The following is a 14,214-nucleotide window of genomic DNA, read 5'->3' as shown; positions in this document are numbered from 1 at the left end:
AACGCATTCCTTCCCGCATACGACGACGCCACGGATGCAAGTCCGTGGCGTTTTGCTTGACGTGCATCGCTGCACGGCAGCGACGGGTGCCTGCTGCGGTATTACTGCTGCTTGTCCCAGAGCGTGCGCCCGAAGAACGTGAGCGTGCGATCCCACGCGATCTGCGACCACACCGGATCGAACTGCGTGCCGCCGATGCGGCCGGGGCCGACGGCCGTTTCGTTCGCGAACGCGTGATGCGCGAGATAGCGGTGGAATTCGACGTCGACCTTTGCGTCGGTCAGCTTCTTCTCCAGCGCATCGGCCTGGTCGATCGCAAAGAACGCATCCTGCGTACCCCAGTGACCCATCAGCGGCACCTTGATCTTCGACGGGTCGAGGTAGTCGAGCGGAGGGAAGCCATACCACGTGACGCCGGCGTCCGCCTCGGCGAACTGCAGCGACAGCAGCGTGAGCGCGCCACCCATGCAGAAGCCGGTGACCGCCACGCGCGACGCGCGCGTCTTCAGGTATTGCACCGCGCCGGGAATGTCCTGCGACGCGGCGTCGCCGAAATCGAGGCCCGTCATCAGGTGGTGCGCTTCTTCCTCCTCGACCGTCGACTTGCCGCGATACAGGTCGGGCACGAGCGCGAAGTAGCCGCAGCGCGCGAGGCGATCGGCGACGCCGCGGATCTGGTCATTCAGGCCCCACCACTCCTGGATGACGACGACCGCGGGTGCACCTTCGGTCTTTTCCGGCGTGGCGAGGTAGCCCTGCAGTTCCTGGCCGTCCGGACGGCGAAACGTGATCATGGAACCGGATGTTTGAGACATGAAACCGCTCCTTTTCGAAAAATGCGATGAGTGCGGCATCGGGTCGGCCAGCGAGTGCGGTATGCCCGGTGAGTCGAGGCCTCGCTCGCGTTCGCTTCGGCCGGCGCCGACCACGCGGCCATTCTATGCGCAAACGCCGGCGGTCTGCGTGAACGGCGCGATGCGGCGGCCGATCCGCGCGCGCGCGTCGATCGGGCGTCGTGCGGCGCGCATGTCGCGTGCGCCGAAAACACAACACCCCGCCCCGATGGACGGGAGCGGGGTGTTGCGTCGGCAGCGGGCGTATCGCGGTATGCGTCGCGTGCGGCAGTCTTACTGACCGAAATAGACCGAGTCGCGAGCGTTCTGCTTGACCGCGATCGCGCGGCCGGCACGCACGCCGGCGGCGGACTGTGCGCCGTAACCCGTTGCGTCGCCGTTCGTCACGCGCGCCTGCGCGGTCTGCAGCGCATTCGGGTAGTGGACATCGGAGACTTCCGGCTTGTACCCGGCCTGTTCGAGCTGGACGAGCTCTGCGCGGACCTGGGCACGCGTCAGTTGGTCCGACGGGTTCGACTGAGCGAATGCGCCGAACGATGCGGACAGGGCGCTGGCAGCGGCGACTGCGTAGATGAACGACTTCATGATGACCTCCGGTTTTCGTAGATTTCGCGCTTCGCTTGTTGCGTCGAGCGGTTGATTTGCATCGTAGCGATCGCGATACCGGTCGGAAATAGGCGTTCCAGCGAATAATTATTGCAACTGGGTAAACGATTCGCGGAAATACGGGTTTTGTCGGACGATTGTTGGCGTGCCTGATGGCGGTCACGGGTTGCGGTGCGGCATGATCGTCGCGGCAGCGGTGATAGCGGTGAGTCGAGCATGGCATGTCGACGCAAAAACGACGGGCCGGCGCGCTCCAGGACCGGGGAGTATGGCGACCGCACGCCGACCTTGACCGATAGAAAGCTCAATTGAATCGGATAACGAAGTATTGATGGTGGGCACGGAAAATCCGCGCGCGCCATCGCGTTGAAATCGGGACCAGCCTTTCTTCGCGCATCGACGGGAATGTCCGTGCCGTCTCGTCGCGCGTACCGCGTCACGCGTCAACGATCGCCTGCCGTTTCCGGTATTCGGCAGGCGTGATCCCGACATGCCGCGCGAACGACCGTCTGAGCGTATCGACATTCGCGAAGCCGCATTTCGCGGCGACCTGCTTCGGCGTGTCATGTCCGTTTTCGAGCAACTGGCGAGCCGCCGCGACGCGGGTCGCTTCGACCCACGCGGCCGGCGTCATGCCGACCTCCGCGCGAAAGAGCCGTGCGAAGTGGCGCGGGCTCATGCCCGCATGCTTCGCGAGTTCCGCCACCGAGTGCTCGAGTTCCGGATGACTGGCGATCCAGCGCTGGACTTCCTGCAGCACCGAACGCCCCGCCGGGCGCGCCGCGCCGCTGCGGCTGAACTGGAGCTGCCCGCCCGGGCGCTTGAAGAACATGACGAGTTGCGCGGCGACGCGCCGCGCGATTTCCCGGCCGAGATCCTCCTCGACCAGCGCGAGCGCGAGATCGAGGCCGGCCGTGACGCCGGCACCGGTGCGCAGCTTGCCGTCGCGTACGTACAGCGCGTCCGCTTCGACGGTGAGCGACGGATAGGCGGCGGCGAGCGCATCGGCCGCGGCCCAGTGCGTCGTCAGGCGTCGTCCTTTCAGCAGGCCGGTCGCCGCGAGGATGAATGCGCCGGTGCAGATCGAGCCATACCGTTTGCTTTGCACGGCGGCCGATCGAAGCCACGCGAGCACGTCGGTGCGCAGCGCGATCCGGCCGGCACCCGGTGCACCGGCAACGAGCAGCGTATCCATGCGATCGGGAATGTCGGGAGCGATCCAGTCGGCCAGCAATTGCGCGCCCGATGACGTGCGGATCGGGCCGGACTCGCTCGCGATGATCCGCAGCGTATAGAACGGTTTGCCGCTTTCGGCGTTTGCCTGTGCGAATACGTCGAGCGGCGCGGAGACGTCGAGCAGTTGTACGCCCGGTACCGCGAAAATACCCACGACCTTCGGCATGTTCGGTTGCGTGTTGTGTCGGTGTGTCGAATGTGACGCGTAGCAGTATAGACGCGCGGTGCGATGCGACGGGCGGGGCATCGGCGCATTACGCGGGTGCGATTCGATGGTTCCGGCAGTGGTGGCCGTCGATCGAGTAAAATGGCAGGATTTGGCGTAATACGCCGATTGATGCCAAACGACGGTCTCCGCAGAATGAATGCTGTCTTCCAAGGAGATCGATCATGACTGTGAACGTCGCCGGCATCACCCTTCCCGATAGCCAACTCGCGCGCGAGATCACCGAACTCGTACGGGATACCGAGTCCGAGCTGCTGTTTCATCACTCCAGCCGCGTGTACTACTTCGGTGCGCTCGCGGGCCAGCGCCGCGGGCTGAGCTACGATCCCGAACTGCTCTATTGCGGCTGCATGTTCCATGACATGGGGCTCACGCATCGACACAGCAGCGCATGTGAGCGATTCGAAGTGGACGGCGCCAATGCCGCCCGCGATTTCCTGAAGAGCAGGGGCATTTCGCAGCAGGACATCGACCTCGTGTGGACCGCGATCGCACTGCACACCACCCCCGGCATTCCGCAGCACATGCATCCGGTCGTCGCGCTCGTCACCGCCGGTGTCGAGATGGATGTGCTGGGCCTCACGTATCCGGAGTACAGCGACGTCGAGCGAGAAGCCGTCGTCCGCGCGCATCCGCGCACGCCGCGCTTCAAGGAAGACATCATCCAGGCGTTCTACGACGGTATCCGGCACAAGCCGGACACGACGTTCGGCAATGTGAAGGCCGATGTGCTGGCCGACAAGGATCCGCATTTCCATGCAGGCAATTTCTGCAGCGTGATCCGAGCGTCGGCGTGGGCCGGTTGATCGGTGTCGGTGGCGGGCGGGGCGGGGGAAGGCAACCGGTGCGACGCATGTCGCATTCGGTGCCTAGACGGGGTGGGCGCCGTTTCGTCGATGGAATATTCATTAGAAAAATTGTTACGTGACAACTTCATGACGTCAGTCAGCGACTTCATATACTTGAATTTCACGATCCCGCTCCAGACGCGCATCTCCGGCCGCGCGTGCCGGGGCGGCGAGCGGGAAGCCCCGTTTCGCCGACACCCGCAATTGCCCGCCGTCGACCGGTCGTCGACCGCCTGACGACCGAATCCGCCCGTCTTCGGCAAAACGCCTATAATGGTTGGGCAAATTGCCGGAGAAGAGTCATGAGTACGATCGCGTTTCACCCTTCGGGCGTCGCGCACCCGCGCCAAGCCGAGTTCACGATCCTCGAGCAACTGCTCGCGATTCGCGTGCGCTCGGGCGCCGATCTCGCGGAGCTGGCGAGCGCGCGTGTCGACGTCGCGGTGATCGACCGGCTGTCGGAGCGCGGCCTGAAGTCGGACGAACTCGCCTTCATCATCCCGCGGCGCACGCTGAGCCATCGCCGCCAGGCGCACGAACGGCTGTCGCAGGAGGAGTCCGACAAGGCGATCCGGCTGGCGCGCATCGTCGCGCAGGCGACGGCCACGTTCGGCGACCCGGACAAGGCGATGGCGTGGCTGCGCAACGGGCTCCAGCGCTTCGGCGGACGCACGTCGCTCGACATGGCGAGTACCGAGCATGGCGCGCGGCTCGTCGAGGAAGCCCTCACGCAGATCGACGAGGGGTACTTCGCTTGACGACGCTGTGGCGCATCAGCAATTACGCGGACCTGAAAGGCATCGGCGGATTGCGGGCCGGCGGGCGCTGGCATTTTGCCGGGCAGCCCGTCGTCTATCTCGCCGAGCATCCGGCGCTCGCGCTGCTCGAGACGCTCGTTCACTTCGAAATCGCCACCGTTGCGCAATTGCCGAGCGGCTACCAGCTGCTTCGGGTCGAGGTGCCTGAATCGGTGGATGTTGCCGAGATCGCGGAGGGCGATGCGCCGGCCGACTGGCGAGAGGACGTCGACTGGACCCGCAGCGCCGGCACCGAGTGGCTGCACACGCAGCCGAGCGCCTTGTTGCGCGTACCGAGCGTCGTCGTGCCGCACGCGCACAACTTCCTGTTGAATCCGCTGCACCCTGCCGCATCCGGGATCCGCATCGCCGAAGTCATGCAGTCGCCGTACGACAGCCGGATTCTGCGGCTGATCCAGTCGAACAAGAGCGAATAGGGCTGATTGCGCATTGTCGCGCGGCACCGCGCCGATCCGCGCTCGCCTGCGGCTCCGGTCTGCCGGTCGCGGCGGGCAGGGCGCTGCACGTCAACGATGCGGAACATGAACGCGGCACACGGCAGCAACGATCGATGAACACAACGGCCACGCATCGTGGCAAGGGGGCGCCGTGACGAACGCGCATCTGCTCGAAATGGACGCCATCCTGTCGGGCCCGGGGTTTTTCGATTTTCTCGGCGACGTCGATTGCGATCGCGCGCTGGCCAGCCGCGAGGCGGAGCCGTTCGACGCCGGCTGGATGACGGCATTCGACGAAATCGACGGCGATCCGGGCGCCGTGCTGGACAAGCCGGCCGTGGATGCCCTGAGGGAAAAGGCGTTCAGGCTCGCGTTCCGGGCATCGGGGAATGCCGACATCGCGGCGTGCGTGTCGGATGACATCGAGCTGATCGCGCGAAGCCGGCTGTCGGGCCGCACCGACGGCTGGCCGTCACGCGTTCTTTGGGATACCTACACGAACGGCCGGTTTCCCTGCTAGCCGATGCGGCGTACCGGATGCGCCGATGCATGCGATCGGACGATGCCAATCACGTGCCTGCCGCGATGATTGTCAAACAGTGTGAGTCAATCGTCAGCATTTGCAACGGAAGTAACAGTCCCCGCAATTCGACGGTTTCGGGCGTGGGTGCGGCTACATTGGCTCCACCTGCCGCACGTCGCGGTGAGGCATGCGACAAGCCGCACGAAGGCGGCCCGCAGCAACAACGTCTTTGGGGAGAATGACCATGAACAAGATTCGCACGATTCTGCTTGGCGCCGCGCTGACGGCAATCGCATCGGCCGCTTTCGCACAAACGGCCCAGACGGGCGCAGAAGGTTCCGCCGGCGTCGGTGCACAGGTCCAGACGCCGCTGCTCGGCGGCGGCGTGGGCGTGCAGGCGGGTGCAGGCGCGAATGCCGCGGGCTCGGGGTCGGGCGCAGGCAACCTGGTCGGCGGTGCGCTGAACGGCGTGGGCAAGACGGTCGGCGGCGTCGGCTCGGCAGCGGGCAACGCGGTTGGCGGTGCGACGCAGGCGGTCGGCTCGGCTGCAGGTTCGGCGAAGGATGCCGCGACATCGGCCGTGCACACGACGAAGTCGCACGTGAAGCACGTTGCATCCTCGGCAAAGAGCCACGCGCAAGGCGCGGTGTCGACGGCGGGTGATGTCGCAGGCGGCGCGAAGGCGAAGGCCGGCGAAGCGCTCGAGGGTGCGGCGAACTCGGTGCAGGGCGGCGCATCGGTCGGCGTGAAGGGTTCGGCGTCGGCACAAGGCGGCGCGCTGTAAGCGATACGCTTTCAGCCACGGCCCGGCCCGCTTCGATGCGGGCCGGGCTTTTTTTCGGCGCGCGCCGCGCATCGCGGCCGCGTCAGTGTGCCGCGAACCGGAACAGGCGTGCCGCGCACCCTCTGCCCATTGCCTGCCCGCCATGCTTAAATAGCGGGGCTCCCGGTCGACGGTCGTTCTTGCGCGGCACCGGTCGATGCAGGCAAGCATGTCCGATCGGCAGCGTGACGACAGACGACTCCAAAGCGCTGCCGCGGCCCGCCCGGCGTGGTCCGATAACATTCCGAGGCATCACGACCATGACCATCCCGTTCCGTCTTCTCGCGCTTGCCTGCGTGCCGTGGCTCGCGGCTTGCGCGTCACCGCCCATGCCGCGCGGCGAGTGACGCGTGCGGGGTGAGCACGGTGGGCGCGAGGCCGGACGAATTCGCGGCGCCCGCTTTCAGGTACCATCCCGACCCGCTGGCGACGGGCGGCACGATCGGTGCGGACGAGCGCCGCCACCTGCGACGGCGCATCCGGCGGCGGTCCGGCCTGCGACCAGCGGCCGCGCGTCGTTCGACGGCGCACAATGCCGGTCGACATCGCCCTTTCGTCATGAACCAGAGGAATCTTCGTGAAGTTCATCCACGCCGCAGACATTCACCTTGACAGCCCGCTGCACGGCCTGAGCGCGTATCCGGATGCGCCGGCCGCGCAGTTGCGCAACGCGTCGCGCGAGGCGCTGCGGCAGCTCGTGGATCGTGCGATCGAAGAGGAAGTCGCGTTCCTCGTGATCGCCGGCGACCTGTACGACGGCGACTGGAAGGACCACAACACCGGCATTTTCTTCGGCCAGCAAATGGGCCGCCTGCGCAAGGCCGGCATTCGCGCATTCGTGCTCGGCGGCAATCACGATGCCGAAAGCGAGATGACGAAGAAGCTGACCTTGCCCGACAACGTCACCGTGTTCGGCCACCGCAAGCCGGAAACCTTCAAGCTGCCGGAATTCGACGTGGCGCTGCACGGGCAGAGCTTCAAGGACAAGGCCGTCGTCGACAATCTCGCGATCGGCTATCCGGATCCCGTGCCGGGCCATTACAACATCGGCGTGCTGCATACCGCGCTCGAAGGCTATGCGGCGCATGCGAACTATGCGCCGTGCTCGCTGGCAGAATTGCATGCGAAAGGCTACGACTACTGGGCGCTCGGCCACGTGCACGAATTCCAGCATTGGTCGGGGCCGTCGACCGTCGTGTTTCCCGGCAACCTGCAGGGGCGCCATATCCGCGAGACGGGCCGCCGTGGTGCGGTACTCGTGACGGTGGAGCAGGGCCGCACGCACGTCGAGCGCCTGTACCTCGACGTGCTGCGCTGGGAAGCGTTGTCGGTCGACGCGTCCGATTGCCTGACGGTCGCCGACCTGTCGAGAAAGATCGGCCAGTCGCTGGAGACGCTGTTGAGCGTCGATGGCCACGTGCCGCGCGCGGTGCGCGTGACGGTCACGGGCCGCACGCCCGCGCACGGTCTCTTCTTCGGCCGTGCGCCGCAATTGCGTGCGGAGGTGCTGAACCAGATCGGCATCATCGGCAACGAACGGCTGTGGCTGGAGAAGGTCCGGCTCGCGACGTCCGCGCCCGTGCAGCCGCAAGGCGAGAGCGAGCAACTCGAGGCGCTGGAGGATCTGAAGCAGATCCTGGCCGATGCCGCACACGATCCGGATTTTCTCGCGCTGCTCGAACGCGACCTGAAGCCGTTCGTCGGCAAGGTGCGCAGCGACGTGAAGGAAGAGGTGCCGCTGCTGACGATGGCGCGCGCCGGCGAACTCACGGCGCTGGTCGAGCAGGTCGGTCCCGCGTTGCTCGCGCGGCTGGCGAGGGGGGAATAAGCGATGCGAATCAGCCAGCTCGACCTGATCAAGTACGGCAAGTTCACCGACGAGACGCTGCGCTTTCCGTCGGCCGGCCAGGATTTCCACGTGATCGTGGGGCCGAACGAGGCCGGCAAGTCGACGATCCGGACGGCCGTGTCGGAACTGCTGTTCGGGATGAAACTGCAGACCCCGCTCGACTTCCTGCATGCGACGCCCGAACTGCGGATCGGCGGCGTGCTGGAGGGCGGCGCCGGCGCGCTCGCCTTTCATCGCGCCCGCGGGCGCAGTCCGCTGCGCACGCCCGCCGACGACAAGCTGCCGGACGACTATCTCGACGCCATCCTCGACGGCGCGACGCGCGAGTTCTTCGAACAGATGTTCGGGCTCGACCACGGGCGGCTCGTCGACGGCGGCCGGAGCATTCTCGACGCGTCCGACAAGCTCGGCCAGGTGCTGTTCGAATCGGCGGCGGGTGTCGGCACGCTCGGCCCCGTGCGCGAGGAACTCGACGCGCGCGCGGCCGAGCTGTGGGCGCCGCGGCGCAGCGGCAGCGCATTCGCGCAGGCCGAGACTTCGTTCAACGAAGCAGTTGGCGAACTGAAGGCAGTCCAGGTGCGCACGCGCGACTGGGTCGATCGCAAGGAGGCGCGCGACGCGGTCGAGCAGGAGATCGAGCAGGCGCGCGCGGAGCAGCGTCGCCTTGAAGCGCTGCGCTCGAAGCTCGAGCGCGTGCGGCGGCTGGCGCCGTACCTGAAGGAACTGACGATCAAGGAAGCGGCGCTGGCCGAACTGGGGGCCGTCGTCGAGCTGCCGCCGACCGCGTATGCCGACTTGCTGAAAGCGCAAGGCGATCTCGCGGCCGAACAGAAGGTGCTCGAGGAACGGCGCGCGGACCTGCTCGCGAAACGGCAGGCGCGTGATGCGATCGATCCGGATGCCGACGCGCTCGCGCTCGAAGCCGATATCGAAGCGCTCGACCGGCTGCGCGGCGCATGCATGAATCATGCACAGGATCTGCTGTTGCTCGGCGCGGACGTCGAGCGGCATCTGTCCGCCGCGGGTTCGGCCGCCGCGCAGCTCGGCTGGCCGACCGACGAGACGTCGCTGCGCGCGGCCCTGCCGACCGCGCTGTCGCTGAAGACGGTCGCGAACCTGCTGCGCGACCACGGCGCGCTGCATCAGGCGCTGGCCGGCGCGCGCGAGTCGCTCGACGAGCGCACGCAGGAACTCGCGCAGGCACGGGAACAACTGGCGCGCCTGTCGACCGTCGATGTGCCTGAAGCGCTTCGTGCGGCGCTCGCCGATGCGCAGGGCTTTCGCAATAGCGGGCAGCGTGAACAGGCACTCGAACGCGACATCGCGGCCGCCGAGCAGACGCTGTCCGACGCGCTCGATGCGCTCGGCCAGTGGCGCAAGCCGGTCGACGCGCTGCGTGCGCTCGACGTGCCGTCGGCGGCTCGGCTCGGTGTGCTGCTGACCGAAGCGAGCGAACGCGCGAGCGCGGCCGCCGCCGCACGCGATGCACGGGACGGCGCGCAGGAAGAACACGAGCGGCTCGAACTGCAGGAGAAGCATTTCGCTCAGACCCACAAGGTCGTCACGACCGCCGAGGTGCTGGCGGCGCGCGCTCGCCGCGATGGCGCCTGGGGCGACGTTCGCAGCGGCGCGGTGGATCTCGCAACCGGCGCGCCGGCTGTCGACGATGCGATTCGCCTTGCCGACGAACTCGTCGATGCGCAGCTCGGCGCCACGCAAGCGGCGGCGACACTGCAATCGCTGCGTCAGCAGGTCGAATCCGCGCACGTCGTGTTGACGCGCCGGCAGGCGACCGTGGACGAGCGCGAACGCGAGCTGGCGGCACATCGCGACGCGTGGGCCGAACTGGCGACGACGGCCGGCGTGCCCGGCATGCCGCTGGCGGCGATGGGCGACTGGCTCGCGAAGCGCGACACGGTGTTTGCCGCGCAGCTCGAGCTCGACCGCCTGCGCCGCGAATTCGCGACGATCCGCGATGCACGCGCTGGCGCGGAAGCCGCGTTGCGTTCGGCGCTGCGCGCGGTATCGCGCGGCGGCGACGCCGACGGCCTGACGGCACTCATCGCGATCGCCGGGACGTTCGTGCAGTCGGCGGAGAAGACGCTCGCGCAAAAGGACAGCCTGGAGGACCGCGCGCGCGAAGCCGAACGCGGATGCGCGACGGCTCGTTCGCGCGCAGGCCAGGCCCAGACCGCCTACGATGCGTGGCACGTGCAATGGCGCGACGCGCTTGCCGACGCGAAACTGTCCGCCCATGCGGTGACGCTGGCTGCCGCGGAAGGTGCGCTCGCGCTCGCGAATACGGTGACCGCCGAACTGGCCGACGCCGATGCGCCGCGCAACCGGATGACCGCGATCCGCGCGGAGCTGGCCGCGCTCGAGGCCGGTGCACGGCGACTGGCCGAAGCGCTCGAGCCCGCGTGGCTGGCGAGCGGCGACTGGCTGGACGTTGCGCGCCGGTTGACGATGCGCGTTGCGGCCGCACGGGAAACCGCGCGTGCGATCGGTCGTGCCGACGACGCGGTGCGGCAGGCCGACGGCAAGGTCGCCGATGCCGCCGCCGCGGTGGCAGGCGCGGATGCACGCGTTCAGCCGTTGCTGCAACTGGCCGGCGTCGCATCGATCGACGCGGCGCTGCCACTGGCCGAGCAATCGGATCGGCAGCGCCAGCTTCGACAGGCCGTCGATGCCGCGAAGGAGGCGCTGGTGCGCGACGGCGACGGCTTGTCCCAGCCGGCCGCCGAGGCCGAGGTCGCTGAACAGGACATCGCCGGCGTGCCCGCGCATCTCGAAGCGGTGAAGCAGTCGCTGGGCGACGTCGGCACGCGCCTGAACGCGCTCGCGCAGCAGCAGGTCGTGGCCCGGCAGGCATTCGGCGCGATCGACGGCCAGGCGAATGCGGCCGTGGCCGAAGCAAAGCGGCAGGAAGCGCTCGCGGCGATGGGCGATGCAGCGGAACAGTATCTGGAAGCGGCGACCGCGAGTCGCTTGCTGAAGTGGGCGACCGATCGTTATCGCGACCAGAAGCAGGGGCCGATGCTGCGCCGGGCGGGCGAGATTTTCGCGGGACTTACGCTGGGCGAATTCGCGCGGCTGACCGTCGACACCGAACGGACGCCGCCCGCGCTGTATGCGCGGCGCACGAAGGGCGCGTCGGTCGAGGTCGCCGGCCTGAGCGAAGGGACGCGCGACCAGTTGTTCCTCGCGCTGCGGATCGCGGCGCTCGAACTGCAACTCGCCAGCAGGACCGGGCTGCCGTTCGTTGCCGACGACCTGTTCATCAACTTCGACGATGCACGTGCGAAGGCGGGTCTCGAGGCGCTGCGCGATCTGTCGACGCGAACCCAGGTGCTGTTCCTGACGCACCACGATCACCTGCTGCCGCTCGTGCGGGACGTGTTCGGCGCGCAGGTCAACGTGGTCGCGCTGCAGCGCGAGGCAGCCGGCGCATGACACCGGGCGGCCCGATGTCCCGATACGTGGGAATGGTCATCGCGTACAGGTAGTATGTGCGGTTCCGAAATGCACGCGACCGGTTCTGCCGGTCACGGGTCCGGCCACACGAGGGATCGACATGAACAAGCTGGTAGCTGCCATTGCGTTCGCGGCGGACAAGCATCGCAATCAGCGGCGCAAGGACGACGAGGCGTCGCCATACATCAACCATCCGATTGCGCTGGCCGCTGTGCTGGCCAACGAAGCCGGCATCGAGGACGAGCGCGTGATCGTCGCGGCGGTGTTGCACGACACGATCGAGGACACGGAGACCACCGAGCAGGAACTGCTGCGGCTGTTCGGCAAGGACGTCGCGGACATCGTGATGGAAGTCACCGACGACAAGTCGTTGCCGAAGGACGAGCGCAAGCGCCTGCAGGTCGAGCATGCGGCGACGATCAGCCGCCGCGCGAAGCTCGTGAAGCTCGCGGACAAGATCTGCAACCTGCGCGACATCGCCCGGCATCCGCCCGCGGACTGGCCGCTCGAGCGCAAGCAGGCGTACTTCGACTGGGCGAAGTTGGTCGTCGACCGGATGCGCGGCGTACATCCGGGCCTCGAAGGGATCTTCGACGCCGCGTACGACGCGCGGCCGGCCGACTGACGCGCGGCCATGCGCGCGGCCCGATCCCGATCCGCCGAGCGGTCACTGCCTGCGGTGGCGGGCGTCGACGTGGGCGGCGACAGGAAGCAGTGCGACCTCGTGATCCTGCGCGGCTCGACGATCGTCCGGCGCGAGGCGCGGATCGCGCCCGAAGCGCTGCCTTCGCTGTGTATCGAGCATGACGTGGTGGCGGTCGGCGTCGACGCACCGAGCCTGTGGTGGACCGGAAGCGGGCGCCGGGCGGCCGAGCAGGCGCTCGCGCGTGAACGGATCTCATGTTTCCCGACGCCGTCGCGCGAGCAGGCCGTGGCCAGCACGTCGGGCTTTTTCGACTGGATGTTCATGGGGGAGCGCGTCTACCGTGCGCTGGCCGGCGCCTATCCGCTGCTGACCGACGCGCGGTATACCGGCGGGCGCGTGAGCTTCGAGACTTATCCGTACGCGATTACCTGCGCGATGCTCGGCAAGGCGATTGCGTCGGCGAAGCAGAAACGCAACCAGCGGCGGCAATTGCTCGCGCAACTCGGAATCGACGTGTCGACGCTGCGATCGGTCGACGCGCGGGACGCCACGCTGTGCGCATTGACCGCGCAATTCGTGATCGACGGCAGCGCACACGCGTATGGCGATGCGGACGGCGGGTATATCCGTGTACCGGTGGTCGGCGAGACGATCGTTCTCGATACGGTCCGGTCAGGGGCCGTGGCTCGCTGATACCCGTGAGCCCGTGGCAGCAGGGTGAGCTTTTTCGGGACGCGCATCGGACTGCCGACGTCACGGTGTCGAGCAGGGACAGCCGGTCGGCATGTGCGGAGCAGGTGGCGTGCGCATCGACATAGGCAGTCGACGCACCGTATGCCTCACGGCCGTGAGGCTCAGTCTTCGAGAATGGACTTCGGCACGCTGGAGAGATCGCAGGCATCGGCCTGCTCGAAGTAGCCTTGCGCATCGTCGATCATCACGACCGCGACGTCGATCAGTTCGTCGAGCCGCTGCAGCAGCGATTCGCGCCACTCGAAGTCCTCGTCGCGCTCGGGCGTCTTGTCGAGCTGCTCGATGATCGAGTCGGCGGTCTGCAGGAACGGGATCGCCTGTTGATAGTTTTCGATCGAGACCATCGCTGCGTTGCGCGCGCCGACGAGCCGTTCACGATGCTCGTCCGCCAGTTCGGACTCGCCGCTGATGCGCGGCAGGACATCCGAGATACGTTGCAGGAGCGGCGGGACCTGTTCTTCGAGCATGACGGCGCGCTCGCGCAGCGCGGCGTATTCATCGCGGAGATCGGCGTCGCCGGATTGTGTGGTGCTGTCCATCGTCGGTGTGAGTGCGTTGTTCGATCGCGGCATGATACTCGACGGCGCGCGCCCCTTCGTTTGTTCCGCAGCCGGATGACGAGAGCGCTACGCCAATACGGAGCGCGGAGGAACAGAGGATGTCGTCGACCGCCTATATCTAGGAGGAAAGAAGGCGGCATCCCGGATCCGCCGTGGACTTCTCGCGCTGCAGTATGTATTGAGCGTGACACCCCAAGCCCCCGTGCGCGGCAGCGCACGAGGGCTTTTCAAAATATTTTCACAAAGGGGGTTGCGCAGACGAGGGCAGGTGCTTAGAATCACGCCTCTTTCGCGCTAACGGAAACGCGGCGCGGGAGAAGAAGGGAAGCGGTGCTGTCGGGCGGGTCGTAGCGGCCTCGGCGGTGCAGGAAGTTGAACCCCAGCCGTCACAACGAAGCAGTTAAAAAGTTGTTGACGAACTGAAAAAGACGGTTCATAATCTCGCTTCTCTGCTGCTGAAAACGCAGCGCTGCTGAGAAAACCTCCGGGTCCTCGCAGACATGCTCTTTAAAAATTAACAGCCGATAAGTGTGGGCGCTTGATGGGCGCGAGCTGATCTTC

14 protein-coding genes are annotated in these 14,214 nt (G+C 67.0%); 9 read left to right on the top strand and 5 right to left on the bottom strand.

From position 1 onward, the window contains the following. Positions 1-101: 101 nt before the first annotated feature. The 4 genes from U4Z31_RS28165 to U4Z31_RS28150 all read right to left on the bottom strand — a co-directional run bounded on the left by U4Z31_RS28165 (position 102) and on the right by U4Z31_RS28150 (position 2,862). Complete coding sequence (locus U4Z31_RS28165; RefSeq protein WP_321812042.1) at positions 102-815, bottom strand: dienelactone hydrolase family protein; 714 nt, start codon at positions 813-815, stop codon at positions 102-104. Positions 816-1,127: 312 nt separating this feature from the next. Further along, a complete protein-coding gene (locus U4Z31_RS28160; protein ID WP_321809067.1) occupies positions 1,128-1,439 on the bottom strand; it encodes a DUF4148 domain-containing protein in 312 nt (103 codons plus the stop codon). Beyond that, positions 1,436-1,900: a hypothetical protein gene (locus U4Z31_RS28155; protein ID WP_321812041.1), complete on the bottom strand. Its 465-nt coding sequence runs from the start codon at positions 1,898-1,900 to the stop codon at positions 1,436-1,438. Before U4Z31_RS28155 ends, U4Z31_RS28160 begins: the two co-directional genes overlap by 4 nt. Continuing rightward, positions 1,897-2,862 carry a GlxA family transcriptional regulator gene (locus U4Z31_RS28150; protein ID WP_321812040.1) on the bottom strand — a complete coding sequence of 322 codons (966 nt, stop codon included), beginning with the start codon at positions 2,860-2,862 and terminating at the stop codon, positions 1,897-1,899. The genes U4Z31_RS28155 and U4Z31_RS28150 overlap by 4 nt, the downstream gene beginning before the upstream one ends. A 224-nt stretch (positions 2,863-3,086) precedes the next feature. Here U4Z31_RS28150 and U4Z31_RS28145 point away from each other — a divergent pair, with 224 nt between their 5' ends. The 9 genes from U4Z31_RS28145 (at position 3,087) to U4Z31_RS28105 (ending at position 13,033) form a co-directional block, all read left to right on the top strand. Further along, the gene (locus tag U4Z31_RS28145) at positions 3,087-3,728 is read left to right on the top strand and encodes an HD domain-containing protein (protein WP_321812039.1); all 642 of its coding nucleotides are present in this window, start codon (positions 3,087-3,089) and stop codon (positions 3,726-3,728) included. Positions 3,729-4,072: 344 nt separating this feature from the next. After that, positions 4,073-4,528 (top strand): antitoxin Xre/MbcA/ParS toxin-binding domain-containing protein, encoded by a 456-nt coding sequence (locus U4Z31_RS28140; RefSeq protein WP_124667906.1) that lies wholly within the window; start codon positions 4,073-4,075, stop codon positions 4,526-4,528. After that, positions 4,525-5,004, top strand: coding sequence for an RES family NAD+ phosphorylase (locus U4Z31_RS28135; RefSeq protein WP_044848830.1), 480 nt, complete (start codon positions 4,525-4,527; stop codon positions 5,002-5,004). The genes U4Z31_RS28140 and U4Z31_RS28135 overlap by 4 nt, the downstream gene beginning before the upstream one ends. Before the next feature lie 172 nt (positions 5,005-5,176). After that, positions 5,177-5,545, top strand: a complete 369-nt coding sequence (locus tag U4Z31_RS28130; RefSeq protein WP_321804002.1) for a hypothetical protein — start codon at positions 5,177-5,179, stop codon at positions 5,543-5,545. A gap of 247 nt (positions 5,546-5,792) precedes the next feature. Then, the gene (locus U4Z31_RS28125; protein WP_044848832.1) at positions 5,793-6,332 is read left to right on the top strand and encodes a hypothetical protein; all 540 of its coding nucleotides are present in this window, start codon (positions 5,793-5,795) and stop codon (positions 6,330-6,332) included. A 616-nt stretch (positions 6,333-6,948) separates the two neighbouring features. Next, the gene (locus U4Z31_RS28120; protein ID WP_124489712.1) at positions 6,949-8,199 is read left to right on the top strand and encodes a metallophosphoesterase family protein; all 1,251 of its coding nucleotides are present in this window, start codon (positions 6,949-6,951) and stop codon (positions 8,197-8,199) included. A gap of 3 nt (positions 8,200-8,202) precedes the next feature. After that, entirely contained in the window at positions 8,203-11,673 is a 3,471-nt protein-coding gene (locus U4Z31_RS28115) for an ATP-binding protein (RefSeq protein WP_321812038.1), read from the top strand. A 121-nt stretch (positions 11,674-11,794) separates the two neighbouring features. Continuing rightward, complete coding sequence (locus U4Z31_RS28110) at positions 11,795-12,319, top strand: HD domain-containing protein (protein WP_321812037.1); 525 nt, start codon at positions 11,795-11,797, stop codon at positions 12,317-12,319. A 9-nt stretch (positions 12,320-12,328) separates the two neighbouring features. Beyond that, complete coding sequence (locus tag U4Z31_RS28105; protein ID WP_321812036.1) at positions 12,329-13,033, top strand: DUF429 domain-containing protein; 705 nt, start codon at positions 12,329-12,331, stop codon at positions 13,031-13,033. A gap of 161 nt (positions 13,034-13,194) precedes the next feature. Here the strand turns inward: U4Z31_RS28105 and U4Z31_RS28100 are convergent, their stop codons facing one another. Then, positions 13,195-13,665 carry an ATPase gene (locus U4Z31_RS28100; RefSeq protein WP_124667900.1) on the bottom strand — a complete coding sequence of 157 codons (471 nt, stop codon included), beginning with the start codon at positions 13,663-13,665 and terminating at the stop codon, positions 13,195-13,197. Between the last annotated feature and the right edge of the window lie 549 nt (positions 13,666-14,214).

It is taken from the genome of Burkholderia sp. BCC1985 (genome assembly GCF_905339915.1).
Taxonomy (GTDB): domain Bacteria; phylum Pseudomonadota; class Gammaproteobacteria; order Burkholderiales; family Burkholderiaceae; genus Burkholderia.
This window is presented reverse-complemented; position numbering and strand designations above follow the sequence as displayed.

What these genes read in the sequence shown, in the direction of transcription:
- U4Z31_RS28165 (WP_321812042.1), bottom strand. Translation starts at nt 815, where the DNA reads ATGTCTCAAACATCCGGTTCCATGATCACGTTTCGCCGTCCGGACGGC.
- U4Z31_RS28160 (WP_321809067.1), bottom strand. Translation starts at nt 1,439, where the DNA reads ATGAAGTCGTTCATCTACGCAGTCGCCGCTGCCAGCGCCCTGTCCGCA.
- U4Z31_RS28150 (WP_321812040.1), bottom strand. Translation starts at nt 2,862, where the DNA reads ATGCCGAAGGTCGTGGGTATTTTCGCGGTACCGGGCGTACAACTGCTC.
- U4Z31_RS28145 (WP_321812039.1), top strand. Translation starts at nt 3,087, where the DNA reads ATGACTGTGAACGTCGCCGGCATCACCCTTCCCGATAGCCAACTCGCG.
- U4Z31_RS28140 (WP_124667906.1), top strand. Translation starts at nt 4,073, where the DNA reads ATGAGTACGATCGCGTTTCACCCTTCGGGCGTCGCGCACCCGCGCCAA.
- U4Z31_RS28125 (WP_044848832.1), top strand. Translation starts at nt 5,793, where the DNA reads ATGAACAAGATTCGCACGATTCTGCTTGGCGCCGCGCTGACGGCAATC.
- U4Z31_RS28115 (WP_321812038.1), top strand. Translation starts at nt 8,203, where the DNA reads ATGCGAATCAGCCAGCTCGACCTGATCAAGTACGGCAAGTTCACCGAC.
- U4Z31_RS28110 (WP_321812037.1), top strand. Translation starts at nt 11,795, where the DNA reads ATGAACAAGCTGGTAGCTGCCATTGCGTTCGCGGCGGACAAGCATCGC.
- U4Z31_RS28105 (WP_321812036.1), top strand. Translation starts at nt 12,329, where the DNA reads ATGCGCGCGGCCCGATCCCGATCCGCCGAGCGGTCACTGCCTGCGGTG.
- U4Z31_RS28100 (WP_124667900.1), bottom strand. Translation starts at nt 13,665, where the DNA reads ATGCCGCGATCGAACAACGCACTCACACCGACGATGGACAGCACCACA.